Genomic DNA, 24,848 nt, shown 5'->3' on the forward strand with positions numbered 1-24,848 from the left:
CTTTAACTGGTTGCCGGACTAAGAAGTTTTATGGTCCCTTTTCGAGCGTCGATTTCAGCTTCAATTCCGTTTGGAATGGTGACATTGTCATCTATATGGCCTATCATCGCCCCGGAATATGCTGGGATATTTAAAGGTTTTATATAATGGTCTATCACTTCTTCAAGTGTGAGGGAGCCATATCCACTGCCTCCGGGATCACATTCTGTGCATTTTCCAAAAACGAATCCGCTAATCTGTTCAAACACTCCCGCCAGATAAAGCTGGGACATCATCCTGTCTACAGCGTAGATCTTTTCACCCACATCCTCCAGGTAAAGGATCTTACCTTTCCAGTCTTCAGGAAAAAATTCTGATCCCATAATTCCGGTTAGGACTGAAAGGTTTCCGCCAAGTAGTTGGCCTTTTGCTGTACCTGCGGTTATGGTTCGTATCCTGTTCTTAGTCTGAGCAAGTTCATCCCCTTTTGAATCAGGATTCTGGTAGGTGAGAGCTTCACCTTCAAAAAGCAGTTTTTTAAAATAATCATAACTGAACGAGTTCCAGATTGAAACCGCCACTGGGCTATGGAAGGTCACCAGGCCTGTCATCTTGTGAATGGCAAGATGTAAGGCGGTGATGTCGCTGTAACCGGCAAATATTTTAGGATTTTTCCTCATTGCTTCATAATCCAGTTTGTCAAGAATTCGTGCTGAGCCCGAACCTCCGCGAAGCGCGATAATGGCCTTAATATCTTTATCCCTGAACATCTCGTTTAATTCTCCGGCACGTTCCTCGTCGGTCCCAGCGAGATGTCCGTATCGGTTATAAGTGAATTTTCCGAATTTCACTTTTAAACCCATAGCTTCGAAAGTTTCTTTTGCAATGTCATAGGGTTCTGTCTCAAAGATGGCACTGGCAGGGCTTACGATTCCTATAGTGTCTCCTTCTTTTAATCTTTTTGGAATGAGAAGGTCTGATTCTGAATTTATATCATTAAGAATGTGATTTTTAGTTGCAAATGAACTAAGAGGGAAGGCAAGACTGCCAAAACCTATATTTTGAATGAACTTTCTTCTTTCCATTTCTTTGATTTTGTGAGTTTGAATTTAGTAATTATCCCTGATGTTCTTCAGGATAATTTCCATACCCTCTTTCAGTTTTGAAGTAGGGACAGTATAATTACTATTCATAAAGCTAAAAATGAGAACCTTGCCCGAGCGGGTTTTAAGAAATCCGCTTAAACTATGATTATTGCTTAAAGTGCCGGTTTTAGCAAATATATAAGGAGTATCTGCCTTATAATAATTTTCAAGGGTTCCGGACTTCCCTCCGGTAGCCATCATATTAAACAATCTTTCCTGTGGTACTTCTTTTCTGATCTTTTCAAGAAGTTTCACCATAGTCCTTGGAGTAAAGAGATTGTAACGTGAAAGCCCGGAGCCGTCTACCCAAACCGGTTCATCCGGCAGGTCTTTCAGGTGGTTCTCTTTCATATAGTCAATCGCTATCCGGGATTTAAGTGTGTCAGAAATCTTATCGGCAGCCATTAACAATATCTGTTCGGCTATGAAATTATCGCTTACCTCAAGCATTCGCTTATAAAGGCTGTCAGTTGGTATGCTGTATAGTGTGTTGTCAAATTCTGAATTGGCTGGGAGTTCATGAATAATTTTGATCTTTTTCTTTAAAGTGTCCTGCAGAAGTTCGACCATCAGCTCATCAGAATATTTAAACGGAACTTCACGAGTGAATTCCTTGTTTCCCTTATGAACTATAAAAGAATTTCTTGAAATATCCCTTGTGATGCCTGGATTATGCTGGCTATTTCCGGAAATAATAATGGAATCTTTAAATAGTATGGGGCTAATCTCGGGCTGCTTATTTTTATCGATTTTGAGAATTACCCGGTTGCCGTAAACAGGCATGACGGCTCTTTCTACGGAATAAGCATAATTATAATCGTCCCACGACCAGCCGGGACCGAAATATTTTTCAGTAAAAACTGGCGGATAATAATAAAGTTCTTCCCCGGTATTTTTAAGGAATTCAAAAACTTTCGATGCGGGAAGATCAGGATTCAGAAAAGAAGGGTCACCCATTCCCTTGAATATAAGGGAGTCATTTTTGCTAAAGTATTTGAGGGCCGGAACAGAATCTCCAAGAACATTAAGCCCAGTATAAAAAGTAAATAGTTTGGTATTTGAAGCCGGAGTGAAATATTTTTCAGAATTATACTCGTAGAGCATTTCTTCCTCTACGGGATCATAAACAGCCAGTCCGGTAAAGCCTTTATGAAATATGGTTGAGGTTCTAAGATTGGTCTCAATTTCTTTATTGGTTTTTTTCAGGGTTGAACAGGAAGAAAATATACCGGCAATGAAAATAAATGCAAAAAATCTAATGAATTGAGGAGAGAGGGAAATCATGACTTGCCTAAAGTTTTTATAAACATACTTAGTTTATGAAGAATTTCAATAAAAAATTAGATTTACCTTTCGTTAATAAAGTTGCGATCGGTGAAAATGAAAAACCTCGAAAAATTTAAATTTACTTTACATTCAAAAGAATTATAAATGGAACAAAATAAAATAAACACCCTTCTGAGCTTTCTAATGCTTTTCTGCTTTGTTACAACTGAGGCTCAAACCTTTGATTTTGCAAAAAGAATTGCGGATTCGTATGAAAAGTTCAGAAATGAAAATATTAACACGAGAAGATTCAAACATTCAGATCTTCTTCCGTTAATTGAAAAATTTAAGGAAAGACCAGGTTTCGAGTTCAATAAAGTCGGGGAGTCTATCGAGGGCAGAAGTCTTAATCTTATAAGCCTGGGTAACGGAGAAACCGATGTTTTCCTTTGGTCTCAAATGCATGGAGATGAGTCTACGGCTACTATGGCCATTCTCGATATTCTGAACTTTTTTGATTCCAAAGAATTTGAAAATGAAAAAGACGTGATCCTTAAAAATCTGCGAATCCATTTTCTGCCAATGCTAAATCCTGATGGAGCAGAAGTCTTTACTCGTAGAAATGCTCTGGGAGTAGATGTGAACAGGGATGCTTTAAGATTACAGTCTCCTGAGAGCCGAACGCTGAAACGCGTACGTGATAGTCTGGATGCTGATTTTGGTTTCAACCTTCATGATCAGAGTCGTTATTATAATGCTGAACGAACCGCCGAACCTGCCAGTATATCTTTCCTTGCCCCGGCCTTTAATTATGAAAAGGACATTAATGAGGTGCGATCCAATGCAATGAAGTTGATTGTGATAATGAATGAGATTCTTCAAAAATATGCTCCCGGGAAGGTTGGACGTTATAATGACGATTTTGAACCACGTGCCTTTGGAGATAATATCCAAAAGTGGGGTACAAGCACCATTTTGATAGAGTCCGGAGGCTATCCTGAAGACCGTGAAAAACAGGAAATCAGGAAACTGAATTTTGTAGCTATTCTTTCAGCCTTGCATTCCATTGCAACTAATAGTTTTCAGAATGTAAAAGTCGAAGAATATGAAAAGATTCCAAATAATGATAGAATGCTATTCGATCTTAAACTGGAAAAGGTGAGCTATGTGCTGGGAGGAGATGAGTATATCCTGGACATTGGAATTAACAGGAATGAAAATGATATTGAAAATAACACCGATTTTTACTATTCTTCCAGGGTGGCTGATCAGGGAGACCTGTCTACCAGTTACGCTTATGAAAGTTTTAATGCTGATGGCTATACCCTGGATTTCGGAAAGATATATCCTCAAACACTTCAGGATACTACTTCTTTAAAGAGTCTGAATTTTTCTCAACTTTTGAGGGAGGGTGTTGGATATGTTAAAATAAAAAATTTACCAGCGAATCTGGACCATGCCTCTTACCCAGTAAATATAGTTTCTGAAGACTTTAAGATAAATTCTGATTTAAGGCCCGGTAATTTGGCAACTTTCTTTCTGAGGAAGAACGGTAAAATAGAATATGCAGTTATTAATGGTTTTTTAGTGAAACCTGAGACTGCATCTGAAGAGGTTATGAACGCTCTCGTTTTGGATTAACTTCATCTGATAATCATTTGCCTTAAAAAGATATAAAAGTCAGATATTCTGTATCTTTGCAGGCTATGATTTCAGAAGAGACAAAGCAGCTGGTAGATAAAGGGATTATGCTCCCTTTGATGGAGGAGTTTTATACGATTCAGGGAGAGGGATTCCATAAGGGGACCGCTGCATATTTTATAAGGATTGGTGGTTGCGACGTTGGCTGTCACTGGTGTGATGTTAAAGAAAGCTGGGATGCTGAAGTACATCCGCCCACTCATGTAGGCCAGATTATTGAGAATGCGGTGAAATATAGTAAGACTATTGTAGTAACCGGAGGAGAGCCACTTACATGGGATATGACAGAACTTACCGATGGCTTGAAGAAGAAAGCCTGTAATGTACATATAGAGACTTCAGGAGCTTATGACCTAACCGGTACGTGGGACTGGATCTGTCTTTCGCCCAAAAAGATCAAACTTCCGAAACCTGAAATTTATCCACTGGCAAATGAATTAAAAGTAATAGTTTTCAATAAACATGATCTTAAATTTGCAGAGGAGCAGGCTTCAAAGGTTGGGAAGGATTGTATTCTTTATTTACAACCAGAATGGAGTAATCGTGAAAAAATGATACCTCTTATAGTTGATTACGTGATGGAGAACCCTAAATGGAAGGTGTCACTACAAACACATAAATATCTCAATATTCCATAAAAAAACGCCCTATATAAAGGGCGTTTTAATTTATATAAATAGAGTCTATTTCGCGTTTTTGAATGGCACTTTTACGTAACGGTCGTCCCAACCAATAAGAAGGTTAGTACCGTCTGGAGCTTCTTCGAAAGCCATTGATAAGGCCTCTATTGTATTTGGTGCTTGTCTCACAGGGACATTTATTCTTACCATGTCGTCTTCATCAGTATACTCGTATGCACCCCAGGTATTGGTATTTTTGTTAAGTATAATAGTCCATTCTTTTTCTTTCGGAATGGTATATAAAGTATAGGTTCCGGCTTCAACTGTAACGTCTGCAACCTTCATATCCTTATAAAATGTAAGTTCGGTAGCTTCGTTAGCTCCTGTTCTCCATACTTCTCCATAAGGAACAAGTTTGCCGAAAATCTCCCTTTCTCTTTTTTGTGGCCTGCTATAAATCACCCTGGCTATTGCTTCTTCGTTTTGGTTTCTGAATATAACAAGGTCCATGGGACTGGCATCTAGTTTCGCAAAGTTAGGGGAGTCCTTATCCTGTGCGCTAACCGGGTTAGTGGCAAGCATACATATTATACTGAATACTCCTAGAAATAGTCTTTTCATTGTTGTAGTTTTTGAGTTAATAATGAATTGCTTAAAGATAGCTGAAGCACTTTGGCTGAATTGTTAAAAAAGTGCTTACAAGCTGTTAAATTTTTATAGTGTTTATATATGAAAGAATTATGCCGAAAATTATTGATCATTAGTTTATTTTGATATTCAATTAAGCTTTTTTTATTTATAAATGAAACTGATATTTAATTTATGCTTTTCTAATAACAACTATAGGCGCATATTTGTCTTGTAATTATAAATTAAATGTCATGTGTGGAATTTTAGCAGTTATCGGAAAAGATCTTGAAAAGGCAAAAATAAGAAGCCTTTCTAAAAGAATGTCTCACAGGGGACCCGATGAAAGCGGATTAAAAATTACTGAAAAAGGATATGTGCTTGCGCACGAACGCCTTTCAATTGTAGATCTTACTACCGGGATTCAACCAATCCAGGGAACCAGCTCAGCGTGGATGGTTCATAATGGTGAGATCTATAACCACATGGATTTAAGAAATAATGAATTGAAACACCATAGTTTCAGAACTACCGGAGATTCAGAAGTGATTGTTCATCTTTATGAAGAATATGGCTATGATTTTGTAGATATGCTGGATGGGGTTTTTTCTTTTGTAGTGGTAGATGGCGATGATTTTATTGCAGGAAGAGATCCTATTGGAGTAAAGCCTCTTTATTATGGAACCGATGAGACCGGAGCTTTATGGTTTGCAAGTGAAATGAAAGCTTTGGCCGATCACTGTACCGAGTTCGCGGCCTTTCCTCCGGGACATTATTATACGCCTGAAACCGGTTTTGTTAGGTATTACAAGCCAGACTGGTTCGAATCCAAGAAAGCGGTTCAGCCAGCCGATCTGACAAAATTAAGAGAAAGTCTGATAGAAGCTACTCGTAAGAGATTGATGGCAGATGTGCCTTTAGGGGTGCTTTTAAGTGGAGGACTTGATTCTTCGTTAACTTCATCTATCGCAGCTCGTTTGATTGAAGGTAGTGGACAGAAATTACATTCGTTCTCTATTGGTCTTGATCCTGAAGCTCCAGATTTGATTGCAGCTAAAAAAGTAGCCGACTTTTTAGGGACAGAGCACCATGAAATTCATTTTACCGTAGAGGAGGGAATCGAAATATTGAGTCAGTTGGTTTGGCATCTTGAGACTTATGATGTTACCTCAATTAGAGCAAGTACCCCAATGTACTTCTTATCGAAGGCGATTGCAGATAAAGGAATAAAAGTAGTGCTTTCGGGAGAAGGATCAGATGAAATTTTCGGAGGATATCTTTATTTTAAAAATGCACCTTCTGCCGATGAGTTTCAAAAAGAAACCATTAGAAGAGTTCAGAGATTGGCTACCGCCGACTGTTTAAGGGCCGATAAATCAACGATGGCACATGGACTGGAAGCAAGAGTGCCATTCCTAGATAAAGCCTTTTTAAAGACAGCTATGGAGATGGTACCAGAATCTAAAATGCCGGTAACCTATGACGGAGTTGAAAAATATGTCCTTAGAAAAGCATTTGATACTCCGGAGCAACCTTTCTTGCCAGATGAGGTTCTGTGGAGACAAAAAGAACAGTTTAGTGATGGAGTTGGTTACAACTGGATAGATCAGCTTATTGAGTATGCCTCTCAGCAGGTTACCGATACACAAATGGCAATGGCTGAGTCTAAATATCCGGTTAACACCCCGGCAACCAAGGAGGCTTATTTCTACAGAGAGTTATTTCATAAACACTTCCCGCAGGAATCTGCAGCGAAAACTGTGAAAAGATGGATCCCAAAATGGCAGAAAGACCTGGATCCAAGTGGAAGAGCGAACGAAACCCATGTTGCTCCTGGTATGAAAAAGGAAGCTGTAAAAGTGTAATTTTCTTCACTATTTATATAGCCAACCCGAACCGATAAGGAAATCTTTAACGGTTCGGGTTTTTCCACATAATTTGTTGATAACTTCAGGGCTTATAAGGTTGCTTCAACCTGTTAAAAATATGCGAATTATTATATTTGTTCGTTATCCAAAAGAGACGAATTAATTAGCATATTATATGAGCGAAGAAGCTAAGAAACATAATTATTCAGCCGATAGTATACAGGCGCTTGAGGGGATGGAGCATGTGCGTATGCGACCCTCTATGTATATTGGTGATACGGGCGTTAGAGGTTTGCATCACCTGGTATATGAAGTTGTTGATAACTCTATCGATGAAGCCCTAGCCGGACATTGTGATTCTATAAAAGTTACTATAAATGAAGATAATTCCATTACCGTTGAAGATAACGGTAGGGGAATTCCTATAGACCTTCATAAAAAAGAAGGGGTTTCTGCATTGGAGGTTGTAATGACTAAGATAGGTGCAGGAGGTAAATTTGATAAAGATTCCTATAAAGTATCAGGAGGTCTGCATGGAGTTGGTGTGAGTTGTGTGAACGCGCTTTCCACTCATTTGAAGGCTACGGTTTACCGTGATAATCAAATCTGGGAGCAGGAATACGAGATCGGTAAGCCACTTTATCCGGTTAAACCGGTTGGAGAGACCGATCTTAGTGGTACGGTTGTTACTTTTAAGCCAGACCCGAGTATTTTTCAGCAAACTCTTGAATATAGTTATGATACACTGGCCAGTAGGATGCGAGAACTGGCATTTCTTAACAGAGGTATTTCAATTTACTTAACCGATAAGAGAAGAACAGAGGATGATGGTGAATTTGTACAGGAAAAATTCTACTCTGAAGAAGGTCTTAAGGAATTTATAAGGTTCCTTGATGGTAACAGGGAGCCTATCATTGCTGATGTTATTTCAATGGAAGGGGAGAAGAATGATATTCCTGTTGAGGTTGCAATGGTTTATAACACTTCATTCAATGAGAATCTTCACTCATATGTGAATAATATCAATACCCATGAAGGTGGAACTCATCTTTCGGGGTTCAGGAGGGGTCTTACTACCACCCTTAAGAAATATGCTGATGCTTCAGGTTTGCTTGATAAGGTGAAATTTGAGATTACCGGAGATGATTTCCGGGAAGGTCTTACTGCAATTATTTCAGTAAAAGTTGCTGAGCCTCAATTTGAAGGTCAGACCAAAACAAAACTTGGTAACAGGGAAGTAACTTCAGCAGTTTCTCAGGCAGTTTCTGAGATGCTGGAGAATTATCTTGAAGAGAATCCTAACGACGCCAAGACGATTGTTCAAAAAGTTATACTTGCTGCGCAGGCTAGAAATGCTGCGAAAAAAGCCCGTGAAATGGTTCAGCGTAAAACCGCCATGAGTGTAGGTGGCTTGCCTGGGAAATTATCAGATTGCTCCGAGCAGGATCCTACTCAATGCGAGGTATTCCTTGTAGAGGGGGACTCGGCAGGTGGAACTGCCAAACAGGGGCGTGATCGGAAATTTCAGGCTATCCTTCCGTTGAGAGGTAAGATCCTGAACGTTGAGAAGGCGATGTCTCATAAGGTTTTTGATAATGAAGAGATCAAGAATATCTATACTGCTCTTGGGGTTACCATTGGTACCGAAGAGGATAGTAAAGCTCTAAATCTTGAAAAACTGCGTTACCATAAGATTGTGATTATGTGTGATGCTGATGTGGATGGGAGTCATATTGAAACTCTTATTTTGACCTTCTTCTTCCGTTACATGAGGGAATTGATCGAGAATGGTCATATTTATATTGCAACTCCACCGCTTTACCTTGTTAAAAAAGGTCAGAAAAAACGTTATGCCTGGAATGAAAAAGAGCGTGATGAAATTGCGGCCGAATATAGCGGAGGTGTCCAGATCCAGCGATATAAGGGTCTTGGGGAGATGAATGCAGAGCAGCTTTGGGATACAACCATGGATCCTGAGTATCGTAAGCTAAGACAGGTTAACATTGACAACGGAGGAGAGGCAGATAGGATTTTCTCAATGTTGATGGGAGATGAGGTTCCGCCAAGGCGTGAATTCATTGAGAAGAACGCTAAATATGCGAATATCGACGCTTAGTTGAAAATTGACATAAATTTAAAAAAAGACCCACACCTAATAAGTGTGGGTTTTTTACGTTTTTGTTAAGTAGATGACACATTTTAATTATTATTTTTACCACAACTAAATCCAAATCACCGTGAAAAATTCCAAGTTATTTATTTTGTCTGCTTTTTTGTTTTTTGTCTCGACCATGTCTGGACAGTTACCTCAGGAAGGGCAGGATATTGTTAATGATTTATTACATATTGCAGATGGTTTTGCTACCCCGGCGTCAGAAAGTACAGCCTATCAGGGTACGGCAGGATGGTTTACTTCGGCCAGGGCTTTGGATGAATGGAAAGTAGATGTTTCGGTTCACGGAAATGGTCTTTTTGTTCCTCCCAGTAAAAAAGAGTTTACTATTAATAAAACTGCACTTACTAATTTAACAATAAATGATAATGTTAATTCAGCAGTAATACCAACTGCTTTTGGAGGTGATTCTGAGGTTGTTTTTAATGGAGCTTTTCAAGGGAATGAATTTTCTTTTCCGGCTATAGAAGGTGTTGATCAAGGGGTTTTAATTTATCCATTTGCTCAGGTTTCGGTGGGGCTTCCTTTTAATACTGAAATAGGAGTTCGATTATTACCTGAGTTAGAGGTGGATGGAGCTCAGTTCAGCACCTATGGAATAGGCTTAAAGCATAATTTAAGTCAGTATTTTAGATTTAATGATGAAGAAGATCTTCAGCTGGCTGCAATTCTTTCGTACAATATATTTGATGTTAAATATGGATTTGAACAGATAAGCGTTCCCGATTTAGTTAATCTAAACCTGATTGATGTAAGCGCAAATGTGTTAATGGCTGAGTTTATGGCTTCTAAGAAATACGAGAGTTTTGAAATTTTTGGGGCTTTAGGTGTTGCTCAGTCAGATTTTGAATATGAGTTTGATGGCAGTGGAGCAGCTCTTCCTTTTGTGAATTCCCAGCTGGCTACTTTAAATGATAACAAAGCGCAGTTTAAAGGGGATATTGGTTTTAACCTTTATTTCAATAAATTTAAGATCAGCACAATGGCCACTGCAGGTAAATTTGTGAATGTGAATTTGGGATTACATTTTATATTGTAAGTCCAGCCTGATTTAACCATTCCTTATTATTATTCCTGCCTCATTATTCGTAATTTCGCAATCAATATTAATAGGAATTAAATAATATTTTAACATGAAAGTTACCATAGTAGGAGCAGGTGCCGTAGGTGCCAGCTGTGCCGAATATGTTGCCATCAAAAATTTTGCTTCTGAAGTTGTACTGCTTGATATTAAAGAAGGTTACGCTGAGGGTAAAGCAATGGACCTTATGCAAACAGCAAGTCTGAATGGCTTCGATACCAAAATTACCGGAAGTACAAATGATTACTCGAAAACTGCCAATAGCGATATCGCTGTAATTACCAGTGGAATTCCAAGAAAGCCTGGAATGACTAGAGAGGAGCTTATTGGGATCAATGCAGGAATCGTAAAGGAGGTTTCTTCAAACCTTATCAAGCATTCTCCAAATGTTACTCTTATTGTGGTGAGTAACCCAATGGATACCATGACTTATTTGGTACATAAAACAACCGGGCTTCCTAAGAATAAGATTATAGGAATGGGAGGTGCTCTTGACAGTGCACGTTTCAAATACAGATTAAGTGAAGCTTTGGATTGTCCTGCTTCCGATGTTGACGGAATGGTGATTGGAGGACATAGTGATACCGGAATGGTGCCCCTTACCAGGCTCGCAACCAGAAACAGTGTTCCTGTGAAAGCCTTTATATCTGAAGAAAGATTGAACCAGGTTGCGGAAGATACTAAAGTAGGTGGAGCAACTCTTACTAAACTTTTAGGTACCAGTGCTTGGTATGCTCCCGGAGCTGCCGTGTCTGGACTAGTGCAGGCAATAGCATGTGATCAGAAGAAAATGTTCCCATGTTCTGCCTTGCTTGAAGGTGAATATGGGCTTAACGATATTTGTATCGGAGTGCCGGTCATTCTTGGGAAAGACGGTTTAGAGAAGATTGTGGAGTTGAAACTGGATGATGCTGAGTTAGCTAAAATGAAGGATAGTGCCGAAGGTGTGAAAAAAACCAATGGTCTGCTAGACGTTTAGTTTTTCAGAAAAATTCATTCGAAATACATTGAAAAGCCACAATTTTTGTGGCTTTTTTGTTGGATTTAAAAGTTAAAATTATCCAAAAAAAAATATTGGGATTTGAATTATGAAGTCCTATATTTGTCCGTTTTTAAAATAGACCTATAATCAATAATTTGAGGAATAATGCAGAATAAAGGACTGATTAAAGTTTTTGCAATTTTATTTGGGCTGGTATGCCTTTATCAGCTGTCTTTTACATTTATAACTAATGAGGTTGAAGATGAAGCTGAAGAATTTGCAGTTCAAAGAATTGGGGAAGATGTAGAGGATTATTCACGACTTCGTGATGATGCTGAAGCGAGATACCTGGATTCGATTGGAAATGAAGAGGTAATCGCGGGTATAACCTATAATGATGCAAAAGATAAAGAGCTTAACAAAGGTCTTGACCTTAAGGGAGGTATCAATGTGATCCTCCAGATCTCGGTTAAAGATATATTAAGCGGCCTTGCGAATGATTCAAAAGATCCTGCTTTCAGAAAAGCTTTGGCAGAGGCCGATGCTGCTCAAACCGATAGTCAGGAGAACTATGTAGATCTTTTCTTTGAGGCTTTCAATAATATTCCAAATGCCAAACTGGCTTCTCCGGATATTTTTGCAAACAAAACTTTAAGTGATGAGATCAACTTCAACATGACCAATGAAGAGGTTGAGCCAATCATCAGAAGAAAGATTGACGAGTCTATAACTTCAGCTTTCGAAGTACTAAGAAAGCGTATTGATAAATTTGGGGTTACTCAGCCAAATATCCAGCGTTTAGGGAATTCAGGGAGAATTCTTGTAGAACTTCCCGGAGCAAAAGATATCAGCAGGGTAAAGAACCTTCTTCAAAGTACAGCTCAATTAGAGTTCTGGCATGTTTATAAAAGCAATGAATTAGGAAATTTCCTTGTTCAGGCAAACAACAGGCTGGCTGAAATGCAGCGTTCAGAAGAAGCTGCTTCTGAAGAAAAAACTGATACTACCGAAACTTCAGGTGATGATGAAATCGATGAGCTTTTAGCTGATGCTGAAGATACTACCCAGGTAGAGACTGGTAATAATCCAATTTTTGATCTTATTGTTTCTCCTGGTTATCAGGGAGGACCTGTGCTTGCAACTTTTAAAGTTCAGGATACTGCTAAGGTGATGGATTATTTAACCAGGCCTCAAATTCGTTCGTTGCTTCCTTCAGAACTTCGTTATGCCAAATTCGTTTGGGGTGTGCCAGATGATGAAACTCAAACATCTGCATTGTATGCTCTGAAAGGAAACCGCAATATGGAGCCTCCATTAAGCGGTAGTGTGATCACCGATGCACAACAAACCTATGATCAGCTAGGTCGTATTGCAGTAAGTATGCAAATGGATGGGACCGGTGCGAAGATCTGGGAAGATATGACAGAGAAGGCATACAATGAGCAAAGCCAGATCGCTATTGTTCTTGATAATATTGTTTATTCTGCACCAGGTGTTTCAAGTGGTCCGATTTCTGGGGGTAGAAGTGAAATCACTGGAGATTTTAGCATTACCGAAGGTCAGGATTTAGCTAACGTTCTAAGAGCTGGTAAACTTCCGGCTTCTGCAGATATAATTCAGAGTGAAGTAGTAGGACCTTCATTAGGTCAGGAAGCTATTGACAGTGGTATTAATTCATTCGGTATAGCTCTTATACTTGTATTAATCTGGATGATCTTCTATTATGGTAAGGCAGGAGTCTTTGCTGATATCGCACTTGTTGTAAACATTCTTTTCATCTTCGGAATCCTTGCGGGACTTGGAGCTGTGTTGACACTTCCTGGTATTGCAGGTATCGTATTGACCATAGGTATGTCGGTAGATGCAAACGTACTTATATTTGAAAGAATTAAAGAGGAGCTTGCTAAAGGTAAGATCCAAAGAGATGCGATCAAGGATGGTTTCAATAATGCATTATCATCTATTCTTGATGCGAACATTACTACAGGTCTTACCGGTCTTATCCTGTTCGTACTCGGAACCGGTCCTATTAAAGGATTCGCTACTACTTTATTAATTGGTATCGCTACCTCTTTATTCACTGCGATCTTTATAACCAGATTGTTCATTGACGGATACGGTAAAAAAGGTAAATCTCTTGATTTTTCTACTTCTCTTACCAAGAATCTGTTCACTAACATGAACATCGATTTTCTTAAAAAGAGAAAGGTTGCATATATTATTTCCGGGTTATTTATCGTAATCAGTATTGGTTCTCTATTTGTTCAGGGGCTTAACCAGGGTGTTGACTTCGTTGGGGGTAGAACCTATACGGTAAGATTCGCTGATGATGTGAATCCGACTGAAGTTCAGAATGACCTTGTTGCTACTTTCGGAAGTGCGGAGGCAAAGACTTTTGGTCCGGATAACCAGTTGAAGATCACAACTAAATATAAAGTTAATGAAGAGGGAGCTGCAGTTGATGAGGAGATTCAACAATCACTTTTCGAGTCACTTAAACCTTATCTTCCTGCTGGCTTCACATATGATGAGTTTGTGGATGGATCTGATACCAAAACTGTTGGTATAATGCAGTCCATGAAAGTTGGTGCGACTATCGCTGATGATATCAAGAATGCATCTTTCTGGGCGGTATTAGGTTCACTTATAGTGGTGTTCCTTTATATCCTTTTAAGGTTCCGTAAATGGCAGTTCAGCCTTGGAGCTGTCGCAGCAGTATTCCATGATGTACTTGTGGTACTTGGTATCTTCTCATTGCTTTATAAAGTGATGCCTTTTAATATGGAGATAGATCAGGCCTTTATCGCGGCGATATTAACGGTGATAGGTTACTCTCTGAATGATACCGTGGTTGTGTTTGACCGAATCAGGGAGTATGTAAATGAACATTCTTCGTGGGAGTTTGGTAGGATAGTTAATGTTGCCTTGAATAGTACCATTAGTAGAACCTTGAACACCTCGCTTACCACCTTGGTAGTACTACTTGCTATCTTTATTTTTGGAGGGGAGAGCATCAGAGGATTCATGTTCGCTCTTATAGTTGGTGTTATTGTAGGTACTTACTCTTCATTGTTCATCGCTACACCGATAATGTTTGATAGCGTTAAGAAGAAGTCTTCATTAGAAAAGAAAAAGAAGCCTCAAACTGAAGAAGCTGCTACAGCTTAATTTCAGTATATATTGTATTCATAAAAAAAGGCTTTCCATTTGGAAAGCCTTTTTTATTTCATCTAGTTTTTAAAAAGAACTCATTCTTCGTTTGAATTCGTACGGTAAAAGGTGAACTTATCTCCTTTTTCTAAATTCCATTCATCCGAGAGGCCGGCATTTACTTCAAGGACATACTGGGCGGGGCCATCTGAAGGCAGGGAGGTTTCTTCGCGCGGTGTAGCATTCTTTTGAATACTTACCAGGCTGCTGTCTTCGGCGTAATAAATAATGTCTAAAGGGAAATAAGTGTTCTTCATGTAATAGTTTCTCACACGTTCACTATCATAAATGAAAAGCATGCCCTGTGAATCTTCCATTCCATCACGATACATGAGCCCGGTTTCGTGCTCGTAATCACTTTCAGCTAGTTCTATGTCCAGTTTTTCAATGGTGTCTCCAGAAGATTTGAGCAAATAGAGTTCAGCTTCTTTTTTGAATGAAATTGGATTTGTTTCAATCGTCTTCTCTTTCTTCTCTTCGTTGCAAGAGGTAAAAGACAGGCAGGTGAAAAATGCGAGAGTTCCCAGACTTAAAATTTGTTTTTTCATACAGTTCTTCTTTTAGTGGGTCTGTACATGAAATAAAGGCCAGCTAAAACAAATGGCACGCTAAGCCACTGACCTGTATTTAATAACCAGGTAGCTCGCTCTTCTACCTGTGGTTCTTTAATGAATTCTATGAAGAATCTCACTGTCCATAACAGTACGAGGAAAAGACCAAATATATAGCCCAGTTTAAAGCGTTTTTCAGTTTTCCAGTAGATGAGCCACAATATGAGAAATATTAATAAATAACAGGCTGATTCGTACAACTGAGCGGGATGTCTTGGGAAGTCTTCTCCGAGTTTCTCGAATATCACTCCATAATCTGAATTAGTGGGTTTTCCAATGATTTCAGAATTGATGAAATTTCCAATTCTTACAAAAATAGCTCCACTGGCCACAGGTATTACGATACGATCAAGTATCCAAAGCACGGGTCTTTCAAGTATTCTTTTTGAGTAAAGATACATGGCCACAATAATACCAATAGCTGCACCGTGGCTGGCCAATCCCCTGAATCCGGTAAACTCAAATTCCGGCTCAAACCTAACAGGTAGAAATATCTCAAGAAGATGATTCTGGAAGTAATCCCAATCATAGAAAATAACATGACCAAGTCTTGCTCCTATAAGTGTAGCAATAACGGTATATATGAATAAGGAATCGAGTTTTTCTATTTTGATGCCTTCCCGGGTATAAATACTTTTCATAATGTACCAGCCAAGACCAAAGGCAATTAAGAACATGAGGCTGTAATAGTGTATAGTGAGAATTCCCAAATCCAGTCCTTCTGACGGATTCCAGCGAATAGCATTTATAAGCATGGTAAATTTTTTGATTAGGCGTAAATATACATATTTGCCTTTTCTTTAGGCTCTTTTGGACCCCGATTTTCCAGGAACCGGATCATAGCCACAACCTCCCCAGGGATTGCATCTGGCTATTCGTTTAATTCCAAGCCATGTGCCTTTAAAAGGCCCATGTATCCTGATAGCTTCGATCATGTATGTAGAACATGTTGGTTCATACCGACATGTTGCCGGGGTAAGTGGAGAAATAAACTTCTTGTAGAACTGAACGGTGCCGGTCAATATTTTACTCAACCATCGGTTCAGCATAATAAATCTATTATTTTACAGAGAAAGTAGTGCCTTCTTTCCCGTCTTTAAGTTGAATTCCCAGTTCGTCTAACTGGTCCCTTATCTGATCGCTTAAAGCAAAATTCTTATTGTTTCTTGCTTCAGTTCTCAGTTTTATAAGTAGTTCAATTGTTCCCGCCAGTTTGTTCTCATCATTTTCATTTTCTGAAGCCGCATCAACAAGTCCAAGGATATCGAACATAAAGGCACTCATACTTTCTCTAAGCTCCTTTTTATCATCTTCAGCGATCTCAATATCACCTTCCTTGATATTATTGATGGTTTTCACCATATCAAAAAGCCTGGCGATAAGGATAGGGCTATTAAAGTCGTCATTCATGGCATCGTAACATGACTGTTTCCATGCCGCAAGATCAAATCCGGTTGTGTCTGATGCTGGTAGTTCATCAATTGAATGATAGGCTTCCATTAGTCGGTTGAAGCCTTTTTCACTTCCTAGCAGCGCTTCACTGGAGAAGTCAAGGATACTTCTGTAATGGGCCTGTAGAATGAAGAATCGTACTACGTTTGGAGAAAAGGCTTTTGTTAGAATATCATTATTCCCGGTAAATATCTGTTCCGGAAGGATGAAATTGCCAGTACTTTTGGCCATTTTCTTGCCATTGAGGGTGAGCATATTGGCATGAAGCCAGTAATTTACAGGAGATTTTCCTGTGGCGGCTTCACCCTGGGCAATTTCACATTCGTGATGAGGAAACTTAAGATCCATTCCACCACCATGAATATCAAAATATTCCCCAAGATATTTTGTGCTCATAACGGTACATTCAAGGTGCCATCCCGGGAAACCATCGCTCCATGGAGAGGGCCATCGCATAATGTGCTGTGGTTCGGCCTTTTTCCATAATGCAAAATCCTGTGGATTCTTTTTGTCGCTTTGTGCGGCAAGTTCCCTAGTGTTTGCGATCATATCTTCTATAGCTCTTCCGCTAAGTTTGCCATAAGAATGATCTTTATTGAATTTTAAGACATCAAAATAAACAGAACCGTTTGCTTCGTATGCATAGCCATTTTCCAGGATGGTTTTGATAATCTCGATTTGCTCAACAATATGCCCAGTAGCCGTAGGTTCGATACTGGGAGGAAGGTTGTTGAACTTCTGAAGTATATTATGGAAATCCACAGTGTATTTCTGTACTACTTCCATGGGTTCAATCTGCTCCAGTCTTGCTTTTTTGGAGATCCTATCTTCACCGCTGTCAGCATCATTTTCAAGGTGGCCGGCATCGGTAATATTCCTTACATAACGAACTTTATAACCTAAATGTTTAAGGTACCTGAAGACCAAATCAAATGAAATGAATGTACGGCAATTTCCTAAATGTACATTACTGTAAACAGTTGGACCACATACATACATTCCTATATGTCCTTCATTTATTGGGGTAAAAATTTCCTTTTCACCCGTCATTGAATTGTAAAGTTTCAGGCTTTGTTCCTGGTAAAGCGCCATGTAGTAAAAATGTTTTGAATTATTAGAACGAAGTGTCTAATTTAATATAATCCAGAAATTCTCTTCTTATTTCTTTTTGTTTGAAAGCTCCGCCAAATTCGCTGGTCACAGTGCTGCTTTCTATATCTCTGATTCCTCTGCTGTTAACACAAAGATGTTTTGCGTCTACAACACAGGCTACATCAGGGGTGCCAAGTACGTTTTGAAGTTCATGAACTATTTGCATGGTCATCCTTTCCTGAACCTGAGGTCTTTTTGCGAAATAATCTACGATTCGGTTCATTTTTGAAAGTCCCACAACTGTTCCGTTAGAAATATATGCCACATGAGCTTTTCCTACGATAGGTAGCAAATGATGTTCACAGGTAGAATATACTGTAATATTTTTCTCAACCAGCATTTCGCCATATTTGTATTTGTTTTCAAAAGTAGAGGCCTTTGGTTTGCGTTTCGGGTGAAGACCTGAGAAAACTTCATTAACAAACATTTTAGCGACTCTCAATGGAGTTCCTTTCAGGCTATCATCTTTTAAATCAAGCCCTAGAGTTTCCATGATGTGTCTCACGTCTTCCTTAATCAGGTCGATTTTTTCAATATCGCTTAAGTCGAACGCATCTTCTCTTAATGGCGTATTAGCGCTGCTTCCTGCGTGGGCATCGCCCATCTCTTCGATTTCATTCAATATCTTGTCTACTTTCATGCTTTTTTGCAATAATAGTCGGTTAAAACCGTATTGGCTTGCAAAGATACATATTTATAAGGTTTTAGCCGTATTCAAAATCAATTAGGCTTTACTATACAAATGCTTTATATTTCATAATTTGCATAAGTTCTTGGATTCAGGGGATGAAAGGTAATAAAATACTGATATTAACTTTAATATTTGGCTTTTTGGCCAGTGGCTCGATATTGGCTCAGGGCTCTACTTGTAGTGATATAGAGCCTTTTTGTGCAGGAAGTGAACGACTTACTTTTCCGAATTCCAATTATACTAACAGTTCGCAGATTAGCGGGGAGGCTGGTCCAGACTATGGTTGTTTGGAAGAGCAGCCCTATCCGGCCTGGTTCTTTTTACAGGTGGAGGATTCGGGTGACCTTAGCTTTAAAATTTCTCAATATGAAAATGAAGATGGAAGTGGGGCACCCCTGGATGTGGATTTTGTGGTTTGGGGGCCTTTTGAGAGGGGTGAGGAGTATTGTTCTGCGACCGCTCTAAATGCAGAAAATCTTGTGGACTGTAGTTATCTTCCAGATGCTGTTGAAACAATGACTATTTCCGGGGCAATGGCAAATCAGGTGTATGTTGTGGTGATTACTAATTTCCAGCAATTACCTGGTTTTATTAGCCTGGAACAAACAAACTCGGGTGGTGGTTCAACCGATTGCTCTATACTTGATAGTGACCTGGGGGATAATATCGTGGTTTGCGGAGAAAATGAGTATATCCTGGATGGAACTACCGATGAGGCTGAAATTTATGAATGGTATGTGTACAATGAAAGTACCTCACAATATGAACAGATCCCGGGAGAAGATGGTCCAACTTTAACAGTAACTCAATCGGGAGATTACCGACTGGTGGTAAAAGACCTTGTTGGAGCAAGTAGCGATCAGGATGATGTGACGGTTACTTTCTATGAAGTTCCTGAAATAGGTGAGGTCTCAGGTCTTTCAGCTTGTGCTGAATCTACGGAATTTATAGATCTCACTGAAGCTTCCTCGCAACTGATAGCTCCTAACTCAAATCCGGCAGATTACAGGGCTATATTTTATGAAAGTACTGATGCCATAGAAAATAATGAGCCGATTATTCAACCCTCGTCTTTTCCTTTTCAGGATGGAACTACCATATATGCAAAAGTAGAGTATATAGAAAGTGGGTGTCTTTCTGAAGTTGAGCAATTTGATCTGGTTGATTTCAACTTTCCTGAATACCAATTGGCTGAAACTACTGTTTTTTGTGTAGACAGGAATAATGAACTTATAGCACCTGTTAGTTTGGGTAACGATCTCGGTTCAGACTACACTTATGAATGGACTGATGGTACCGGCATTATAGGGACAAGTGCAGTGCTTACCCTCAATGATCTTCCCTCCGGAAATCAGTTGAGTTTAACATTAAGGCATTCTGCTTCAGGGTGTGAGAAGGAGTTTATTACAATGCCTGTTGCTATTTCCAGACCGGAATCGGTTTCTATTTCGATTTCAGGATCCGACTTTGGAGATGGTTATACGGTTACGGCAACAGCTGAAAATGTTATAGGGGGTACCTACGCTGGTTTTGAGTATAAGCTTGATAATAGTAACTGGCAGGAATCCAATGTTTTTAATCGGGTTCCTCCGGGAAGCCATACAATTACTACGCGTGAAATTAATGGTTGTGGGGAAACCACGAGTGACAATTTTTTCCTGGTGGGATATCCTCGCTTTTTTACTCCAAATTCTGATGGTTATAACGATACCTGGAGTCTGATTAGTAATAGTGATATTAGTATAAAGAGATTGTTTGTTTTTGACCGGTACGGGAAATTAATTCGCCAGCTTGACCCTGGTGGGAACAAAGGATGGGATGGGACCTATAATGGTAAAGATTTACCTGCAGATGATTACTGGTTCAGAGTAGAATTTGTAGATCAGAAAACGGGGGGATATCAGGTTTATATGTCAAATTTCACTCTTAAGAGATAAAAAAAAGCGCCGGTAAGGCGCCTTTGATGTCTTGATGGTTTTCTTTCTTTTATAAACCAAAACTAACAGAAAGTATAACCTTTGAAAGATCGCGATCAAACCTAATCGGATCTGTAAGTCCTGTATTAAGAATTGGCATATTCTCTTCATAATCGGTTAAACTGTATGCAAGATCAAGATTAACACTTCCAAAGTTATAACCTATCCCACCCGTATAACCGGTAAGATCACCTACCCTGCTTCCATCTTTAAAGGGGCTTTCCTCAAACCTGTAACCGGCTCTAAGACTAAAATTAGAAATTCGGTATTCACCACCAAGTTTATAGGTTGATGCCGCTTTCATGTTATTGGAAATATCCATATTTAGATTTTGATAGCTTGGATCGTTATCGGGCTTAAATTTTATATTCGAATAGTCCTTCCTGCTGTAATCAAAACTTATTAATCCCTGTTTTCCGAAAAGGTAGGCGATACTACCGGTTAATTTAGAAGGGGTTTGGAGTCTGTATTCGGGATAAACGTTTATGATATTCGGCGATACGGTCACAAATTCATCTTGCGGACTATTGGTTTCAATATATTGTGTTGTTTCTTCACGAATATCGAACCAAACGGGCGAGTCATAAGTGAATCCAAGCCTTAAACTTTCATTTATTTTGGCAATCCCTCCTAATTGAAATGAAAAACCATCTCCGTTTGCGTTCAGGTTGTTTCCAAAATATACTTCAGTGGTTTCACTTCCCGAATTGCTATTGAATTCGCTTAATTCAGTCGAATTCTCATAATTGACAAAATGTGTATTTAGGTTCAATCCCAGGTAGAGGAAATCTTTGTACTGGGTTGCGGCGTTGAAAGTAAGCTTTCCGTTTAGCCCGGTAGCTGCATAATTATATCGCTGGTCAAAATTTCCCGGCGCAATTAATGAGAAATACTCAGTGTTAGAAGGGTCGTCGGCTTCTGCTTCTAAAATGTATGCCTGATATCCCAAAAAAGCCTGCTGTACCGGGAAGCCATAATTTTCCCCTAAGAATGAATACAGGTCTGAGATGCTTTCATCATTCCTTAGTTGAAGGAGATCGAGTTCAATACCATCAGCATAATTTAAAAAATATTGATCAATCGAATTTGAAGAAGTTCCTCTTGCAACATAATTTTCATCATATAGTGAAGTTGAATTATAATTAATTCCGAGTGAGAACTTGCTCCAATCGCTGTCTCCATTGCTTCTAAAGACAAAAACACCACCTATATTGCCAAGATCGATTTCTGAATCCTCACTTACGGAGTTGCCATTGTTATAGCGAATGCTGTTATCTAGACTTCGGTAACCTAGGCTTACTGAAGCATTGCTCGAGAGGAATACAGCCGAAGAAGCGGGGTTTATTGAAATTGCTGAAAGATCTCCACCCAATGCACCAAATGCTCCACTCATTCCTACGAATCTTGCGGTACCTGATAATTCACTGGAAGAATACCGGTAAGCGTCATTCAAATCCTGAGCTTTCAGTGAGCTAAGGACTGCAAAGAAGGCTAGTAGTGATAATATTCTTTTCATATACAATTGATTTTCGATTATAAAAAAACCTCACAGGCTAATCTGCCCGTAAGGTTATATTTTAAACTTATACATTTTTATTGACTACCTCCGCGGCCACCTCTTGAAGATCTTCCTCCGGAACTTCTGGTAGTTCCTGAACTCCTGCTAGAACTGCTTGAGCTTCTGGTGGTGGATGATCTCGTAGAAGAACTGCTTCTTCTGGATGGTGAAGATCGGTATGTTCTATTATTGCTTTGCGAAGATCGCTGGTAAACAGGGGAGCTGTTTCTGCTTCTGTTATAATCATAGGATCTTGGTGATTCAGTTCTACGATTTGTTCTGGTGTAAATTCTGCGATCGTCAGTATTACTGGCACTGCTTCTTACCCGAGAAGTGCCATAGTCTGAAGATCTCGAATTTCTTATTTCTCTTATACTTCTGGAGTATGAAGAAGAATTTCTGGAAGAAAGGCTTCTTCGGTTTTCTCCATCAGAATAGTATACTCTTGAATTTCTTCTTCCCTGGTTGTATGCTATATTATTATTGTAGTTATATGGATAGTAATGATGTCTATAATAATGACGATAATATGGATTATAATAGCCTCCATAATAGTGGTAACCAAATCCAAATCCTATATTCCAGTAAGATCCATAACCGTATGCTATAGGTCCGCCCCAATAACCTCCATGCCAATATGGATAGTACCATGGGTCATAAAACCCTCCATAATAAAAAGGGAAGTGTTGATAAGCCCATCCATATCTCCATGGGGAATAATATCCACCATAGAACCCATTATTGTATATGTTAATTGTGTAGCTGTCTGGATCATCACCCCAGGGAGCATTCCCGCCTACATAGGCTACATCGCCACCAACATTATTATAGTTTTCATAACCATCGTTGGAAGTATAACTTTCTACGTCTGTAAAAATATCGCTCTCCAGGATCTCCCCATACATTTCTGATTGCTGGGCGAAAAGATTCTTATAGTAATTATTGTTGTTATTAGGTCTCACCTCATTAGTTTGCGGTTCTTCCTGCTCCCAGATTCCAGGTCTGGACTCTCCGTATATTCCATCGGCCTCATAACCTGAATACTGGTAAGAGCCACAGGAAACCATAGCAAACAGAGCCACCGGAATGAACAGGAGGTTCAGTTTGTTTCGTAAGATGTAATAAAGTTTCATTGGTAATTCTTTTTATTGTTGGGCATGCTAAAAATAGTTAGTTTTGCCCGAACGGTTAGTACGATAACGTATTAAAAGATACAAGTTTTATGCCAAATAACAAGAAATGGGTAAGAATCTAACAAAGCGAAGTGACGACTATTCCAAGTGGTATAATGAGCTGGTGGTGAAGGCTGATCTGGCTGAAAATTCCGCAGTACGTGGCTGTATGGTGATCAAGCCTTATGGTTTTGCGATCTGGGAAAAAATGCAGGCTGAACTGGACAGAATGTTCAAGGAGTCTGGGCACCAAAATGCTTATTTTCCCTTGTTTGTTCCCAAGAGCCTTTTTGAGGCTGAAGAAAAGAATGCAGAAGGCTTTGCAAAGGAATGTGCGGTGGTTACTCATTACCGATTGAAAAATGATCCCGATAACCCTGGAAAACTTAAGGTAGATCCGGAGGCTAAACTGGAAGAAGAGCTTGTGGTGCGCCCAACCTCTGAAGCCGTTATCTGGAACACTTATAAGAATTGGATCCAGTCATACAGGGATCTTCCAATAAAGGTAAACCAGTGGGCAAATGTAGTGAGATGGGAGATGAGAACACGTCTTTTCCTGAGGACTTCCGAATTTCTATGGCAGGAAGGTCATACGGCCCATGAAACAAAAGAAGAGGCCCTTCAGGAAACTGAATTGATGAATGATATCTATGCTGAATTTGCAGAGAACTTTATGGCAATTCCTGTAGTTAAAGGGAGCAAGACCGAGAATGAACGTTTTGCAGGGGCGCTTGAAACCTATTGTATAGAAGCATTGATGCAGGATGGTAAGGCCTTGCAGGCTGGAACTTCTCATTTTCTAGGGCAGAATTTCGCGAAGGCTTTTGATGTGAAATTCGCCACTAAAGATGGTGGTTTGGAGCATGTTTGGGCGACTTCGTGGGGAGTTTCAACTCGACTTATTGGGGCGTTAATTATGACCCATAGTGATGATAAAGGACTCGTGCTTCCGCCAAATCTTGCGCCTATTCAGGTTGTTATTGTCCCAATTTATAAAGGGGAAGAGCAATTAGAGCAAATATCTGAAGTGGCTAATGAGTTGGTAAAAGATCTAAGAGCAGTGGGAATTTCAGTGAAATATGATGACAGAGATACTCAGAAACCGGGATGGAAGTTTGCACAGTATGAATTACAGGGGGTGCCGGTTAGACTGGCCATTGGTCCTAAGGATCTTGAAAAAGGAACGGTTGAGCTTGCAAGAAGAGATACACTTACCAAGGAATTCATAAATCGCGATAAGGTTGTTGAAAAAATAAGGTCTTTAATGACTGAAATCCAGGAAGATCTTTTTAACAAGGCAAAATCATTCAGAGATGAACATATTACCGAGGTAGATTCTTTTGATGAATTCAAAAAAGTCCTTAAACAAAAAGGTGGTTTCATTTCAGCGCATTGGGATGGTACTCCGGAGACTGAAAATAAGATAAAAGAGCTTACCAAAGCGACCATAAGATGCATCCCCTTTAACAGGAAAGATGAGGCCGGAGAGTGTGTGTTAACTGGAAAACCTTCCGAAGGAAGAGTGTTGTTTGCTAAGGCTTATTAAAAATTTTAAAAATTTTTGGTCAACATTTGCGGCATTGA

General features: G+C 39.4%; 19 protein-coding genes. 9 read left to right on the top strand and 10 right to left on the bottom strand.

Annotated elements, in window-relative coordinates:
* Positions 1-2: 2 nt before the first annotated feature.
* Together NE848_RS00715 and dacB are read right to left on the bottom strand one after the other, a co-directional pair.
* Positions 3-1,064: a S66 peptidase family protein gene (locus tag NE848_RS00715; protein WP_252110301.1), complete on the bottom strand. Its 1,062-nt coding sequence runs from the start codon at positions 1,062-1,064 to the stop codon at positions 3-5.
* 24 nt (positions 1,065-1,088) lie between these two features.
* Positions 1,089-2,408 carry a D-alanyl-D-alanine carboxypeptidase/D-alanyl-D-alanine endopeptidase gene (gene dacB / locus NE848_RS00720; RefSeq protein WP_252110302.1) on the bottom strand — a complete coding sequence of 440 codons (1,320 nt, stop codon included), beginning with the start codon at positions 2,406-2,408 and terminating at the stop codon, positions 1,089-1,091.
* 147 nt (positions 2,409-2,555) lie between these two features.
* On the opposite strand from dacB, the gene NE848_RS00725 reads away from it, so the two are divergent.
* Together NE848_RS00725 and NE848_RS00730 are read left to right on the top strand one after the other, a co-directional pair.
* Positions 2,556-4,031: a M14 family metallopeptidase gene (locus NE848_RS00725; protein ID WP_252110303.1), complete on the top strand. Its 1,476-nt coding sequence runs from the start codon at positions 2,556-2,558 to the stop codon at positions 4,029-4,031.
* Positions 4,032-4,096: 65 nt separating this feature from the next.
* On the top strand, positions 4,097-4,729 hold the full coding sequence (locus NE848_RS00730) for a 7-carboxy-7-deazaguanine synthase QueE (RefSeq protein WP_252110951.1): 633 nt from the start codon (positions 4,097-4,099) through the stop codon (positions 4,727-4,729).
* Positions 4,730-4,774: 45 nt separating this feature from the next.
* Here NE848_RS00730 and NE848_RS00735 read toward each other — a convergent pair whose 3' ends face one another.
* Entirely contained in the window at positions 4,775-5,332 is a 558-nt protein-coding gene (locus NE848_RS00735; RefSeq protein ID WP_252110304.1) for a DUF2911 domain-containing protein, read from the bottom strand.
* Between the two features lie 260 nt (positions 5,333-5,592).
* Between NE848_RS00735 and asnB the strand changes: the two genes are divergently transcribed.
* From asnB to secDF, 5 genes are all read left to right on the top strand, one after another.
* Positions 5,593-7,203 carry an asparagine synthase B gene (gene asnB, locus NE848_RS00740; protein WP_252110305.1) on the top strand — a complete coding sequence of 537 codons (1,611 nt, stop codon included), beginning with the start codon at positions 5,593-5,595 and terminating at the stop codon, positions 7,201-7,203.
* Between the two features lie 178 nt (positions 7,204-7,381).
* The gene (gene gyrB, locus NE848_RS00745; protein ID WP_252110306.1) at positions 7,382-9,322 is read left to right on the top strand and encodes a DNA topoisomerase (ATP-hydrolyzing) subunit B; all 1,941 of its coding nucleotides are present in this window, start codon (positions 7,382-7,384) and stop codon (positions 9,320-9,322) included.
* Positions 9,323-9,443: 121 nt separating this feature from the next.
* Complete coding sequence (locus NE848_RS00750; RefSeq protein ID WP_341482771.1) at positions 9,444-10,418, top strand: DUF6588 family protein; 975 nt, start codon at positions 9,444-9,446, stop codon at positions 10,416-10,418.
* A 94-nt stretch (positions 10,419-10,512) separates the two neighbouring features.
* Positions 10,513-11,439, top strand: coding sequence for a malate dehydrogenase (mdh, locus tag NE848_RS00755; RefSeq protein ID WP_252110308.1), 927 nt, complete (start codon positions 10,513-10,515; stop codon positions 11,437-11,439).
* Between the two features lie 168 nt (positions 11,440-11,607).
* A complete protein-coding gene (secDF, locus tag NE848_RS00760) occupies positions 11,608-14,610 on the top strand; it encodes a protein translocase subunit SecDF (protein WP_252110309.1) in 3,003 nt (1,000 codons plus the stop codon).
* An 80-nt stretch (positions 14,611-14,690) separates the two neighbouring features.
* On the opposite strand, the gene NE848_RS00765 is transcribed toward secDF, so the two are convergent.
* The 5 genes from NE848_RS00765 to folE are packed head-to-tail and all read right to left on the bottom strand — an operon-like array spanning position 14,691 to position 18,507.
* Positions 14,691-15,200: a DUF192 domain-containing protein gene (locus NE848_RS00765; protein ID WP_252110310.1), complete on the bottom strand. Its 510-nt coding sequence runs from the start codon at positions 15,198-15,200 to the stop codon at positions 14,691-14,693.
* Entirely contained in the window at positions 15,197-16,018 is an 822-nt protein-coding gene (gene lgt / locus NE848_RS00770; protein WP_252110311.1) for a prolipoprotein diacylglyceryl transferase, read from the bottom strand. The genes NE848_RS00765 and lgt overlap by 4 nt, the downstream gene beginning before the upstream one ends.
* 45 nt (positions 16,019-16,063) lie before the next feature.
* Positions 16,064-16,312, bottom strand: coding sequence for a membrane protein insertion efficiency factor YidD (gene yidD, locus NE848_RS00775; RefSeq protein WP_252110312.1), 249 nt, complete (start codon positions 16,310-16,312; stop codon positions 16,064-16,066).
* A gap of 10 nt (positions 16,313-16,322) precedes the next feature.
* Positions 16,323-17,807, bottom strand: a complete 1,485-nt coding sequence (gene cysS / locus NE848_RS00780) for a cysteine--tRNA ligase (RefSeq protein ID WP_252110313.1) — start codon at positions 17,805-17,807, stop codon at positions 16,323-16,325.
* Between the two features lie 22 nt (positions 17,808-17,829).
* A complete protein-coding gene (gene folE / locus NE848_RS00785; RefSeq protein ID WP_252110314.1) occupies positions 17,830-18,507 on the bottom strand; it encodes a GTP cyclohydrolase I FolE in 678 nt (225 codons plus the stop codon).
* Positions 18,508-18,653: 146 nt separating this feature from the next.
* Here folE and NE848_RS00790 point away from each other — a divergent pair, with 146 nt between their 5' ends.
* Positions 18,654-20,495: a T9SS type B sorting domain-containing protein gene (locus tag NE848_RS00790; RefSeq protein ID WP_252110315.1), complete on the top strand. Its 1,842-nt coding sequence runs from the start codon at positions 18,654-18,656 to the stop codon at positions 20,493-20,495.
* A 49-nt stretch (positions 20,496-20,544) separates the two neighbouring features.
* Here the strand turns inward: NE848_RS00790 and NE848_RS00795 are convergent, their stop codons facing one another.
* Positions 20,545-22,050 (bottom strand): OmpP1/FadL family transporter, encoded by a 1,506-nt coding sequence (locus NE848_RS00795; protein WP_252110316.1) that lies wholly within the window; start codon positions 22,048-22,050, stop codon positions 20,545-20,547.
* Positions 22,051-22,127: 77 nt separating this feature from the next.
* Positions 22,128-23,225, bottom strand: coding sequence for a hypothetical protein (locus NE848_RS00800; RefSeq protein ID WP_252110317.1), 1,098 nt, complete (start codon positions 23,223-23,225; stop codon positions 22,128-22,130).
* Between the two features lie 106 nt (positions 23,226-23,331).
* Here NE848_RS00800 and proS point away from each other — a divergent pair, with 106 nt between their 5' ends.
* Entirely contained in the window at positions 23,332-24,810 is a 1,479-nt protein-coding gene (proS, locus tag NE848_RS00805; protein WP_252110318.1) for a proline--tRNA ligase, read from the top strand.
* Positions 24,811-24,848: the final 38 nt, after the last annotated feature.

It is taken from the genome of Gramella jeungdoensis, assembly GCF_023805255.1.
In the GTDB taxonomy this organism is placed as follows: Bacteria; Bacteroidota; Bacteroidia; order Flavobacteriales; family Flavobacteriaceae; genus Christiangramia; species Christiangramia jeungdoensis.

Coding starts and splice junctions, on each gene's coding strand:
- gyrB (WP_252110306.1), top strand. CDS start 7,382: ATGAGCGAAGAAGCTAAGAAACATAATTATTCAGCCGATAGTATACAG.
- yidD (WP_252110312.1), bottom strand. CDS start 16,312: ATGCTGAACCGATGGTTGAGTAAAATATTGACCGGCACCGTTCAGTTC.
- folE (WP_252110314.1), bottom strand. CDS start 18,507: ATGAAAGTAGACAAGATATTGAATGAAATCGAAGAGATGGGCGATGCC.
- lgt (WP_252110311.1), bottom strand. CDS start 16,018: ATGCTTATAAATGCTATTCGCTGGAATCCGTCAGAAGGACTGGATTTG.
- NE848_RS00730 (WP_252110951.1), top strand. CDS start 4,097: ATGATTTCAGAAGAGACAAAGCAGCTGGTAGATAAAGGGATTATGCTC.
- NE848_RS00795 (WP_252110316.1), bottom strand. CDS start 22,050: ATGAAAAGAATATTATCACTACTAGCCTTCTTTGCAGTCCTTAGCTCA.
- cysS (WP_252110313.1), bottom strand. CDS start 17,807: ATGGCGCTTTACCAGGAACAAAGCCTGAAACTTTACAATTCAATGACG.
- secDF (WP_252110309.1), top strand. CDS start 11,608: ATGCAGAATAAAGGACTGATTAAAGTTTTTGCAATTTTATTTGGGCTG.
- proS (WP_252110318.1), top strand. CDS start 23,332: ATGGGTAAGAATCTAACAAAGCGAAGTGACGACTATTCCAAGTGGTAT.
- NE848_RS00725 (WP_252110303.1), top strand. CDS start 2,556: ATGGAACAAAATAAAATAAACACCCTTCTGAGCTTTCTAATGCTTTTC.
- NE848_RS00735 (WP_252110304.1), bottom strand. CDS start 5,332: ATGAAAAGACTATTTCTAGGAGTATTCAGTATAATATGTATGCTTGCC.
- asnB (WP_252110305.1), top strand. CDS start 5,593: ATGTGTGGAATTTTAGCAGTTATCGGAAAAGATCTTGAAAAGGCAAAA.
- mdh (WP_252110308.1), top strand. CDS start 10,513: ATGAAAGTTACCATAGTAGGAGCAGGTGCCGTAGGTGCCAGCTGTGCC.
- NE848_RS00715 (WP_252110301.1), bottom strand. CDS start 1,064: ATGGAAAGAAGAAAGTTCATTCAAAATATAGGTTTTGGCAGTCTTGCC.
- dacB (WP_252110302.1), bottom strand. CDS start 2,408: ATGATTTCCCTCTCTCCTCAATTCATTAGATTTTTTGCATTTATTTTC.
- NE848_RS00800 (WP_252110317.1), bottom strand. CDS start 23,225: ATGAAACTTTATTACATCTTACGAAACAAACTGAACCTCCTGTTCATT.
- NE848_RS00765 (WP_252110310.1), bottom strand. CDS start 15,200: ATGAAAAAACAAATTTTAAGTCTGGGAACTCTCGCATTTTTCACCTGC.
- NE848_RS00790 (WP_252110315.1), top strand. CDS start 18,654: ATGAAAGGTAATAAAATACTGATATTAACTTTAATATTTGGCTTTTTG.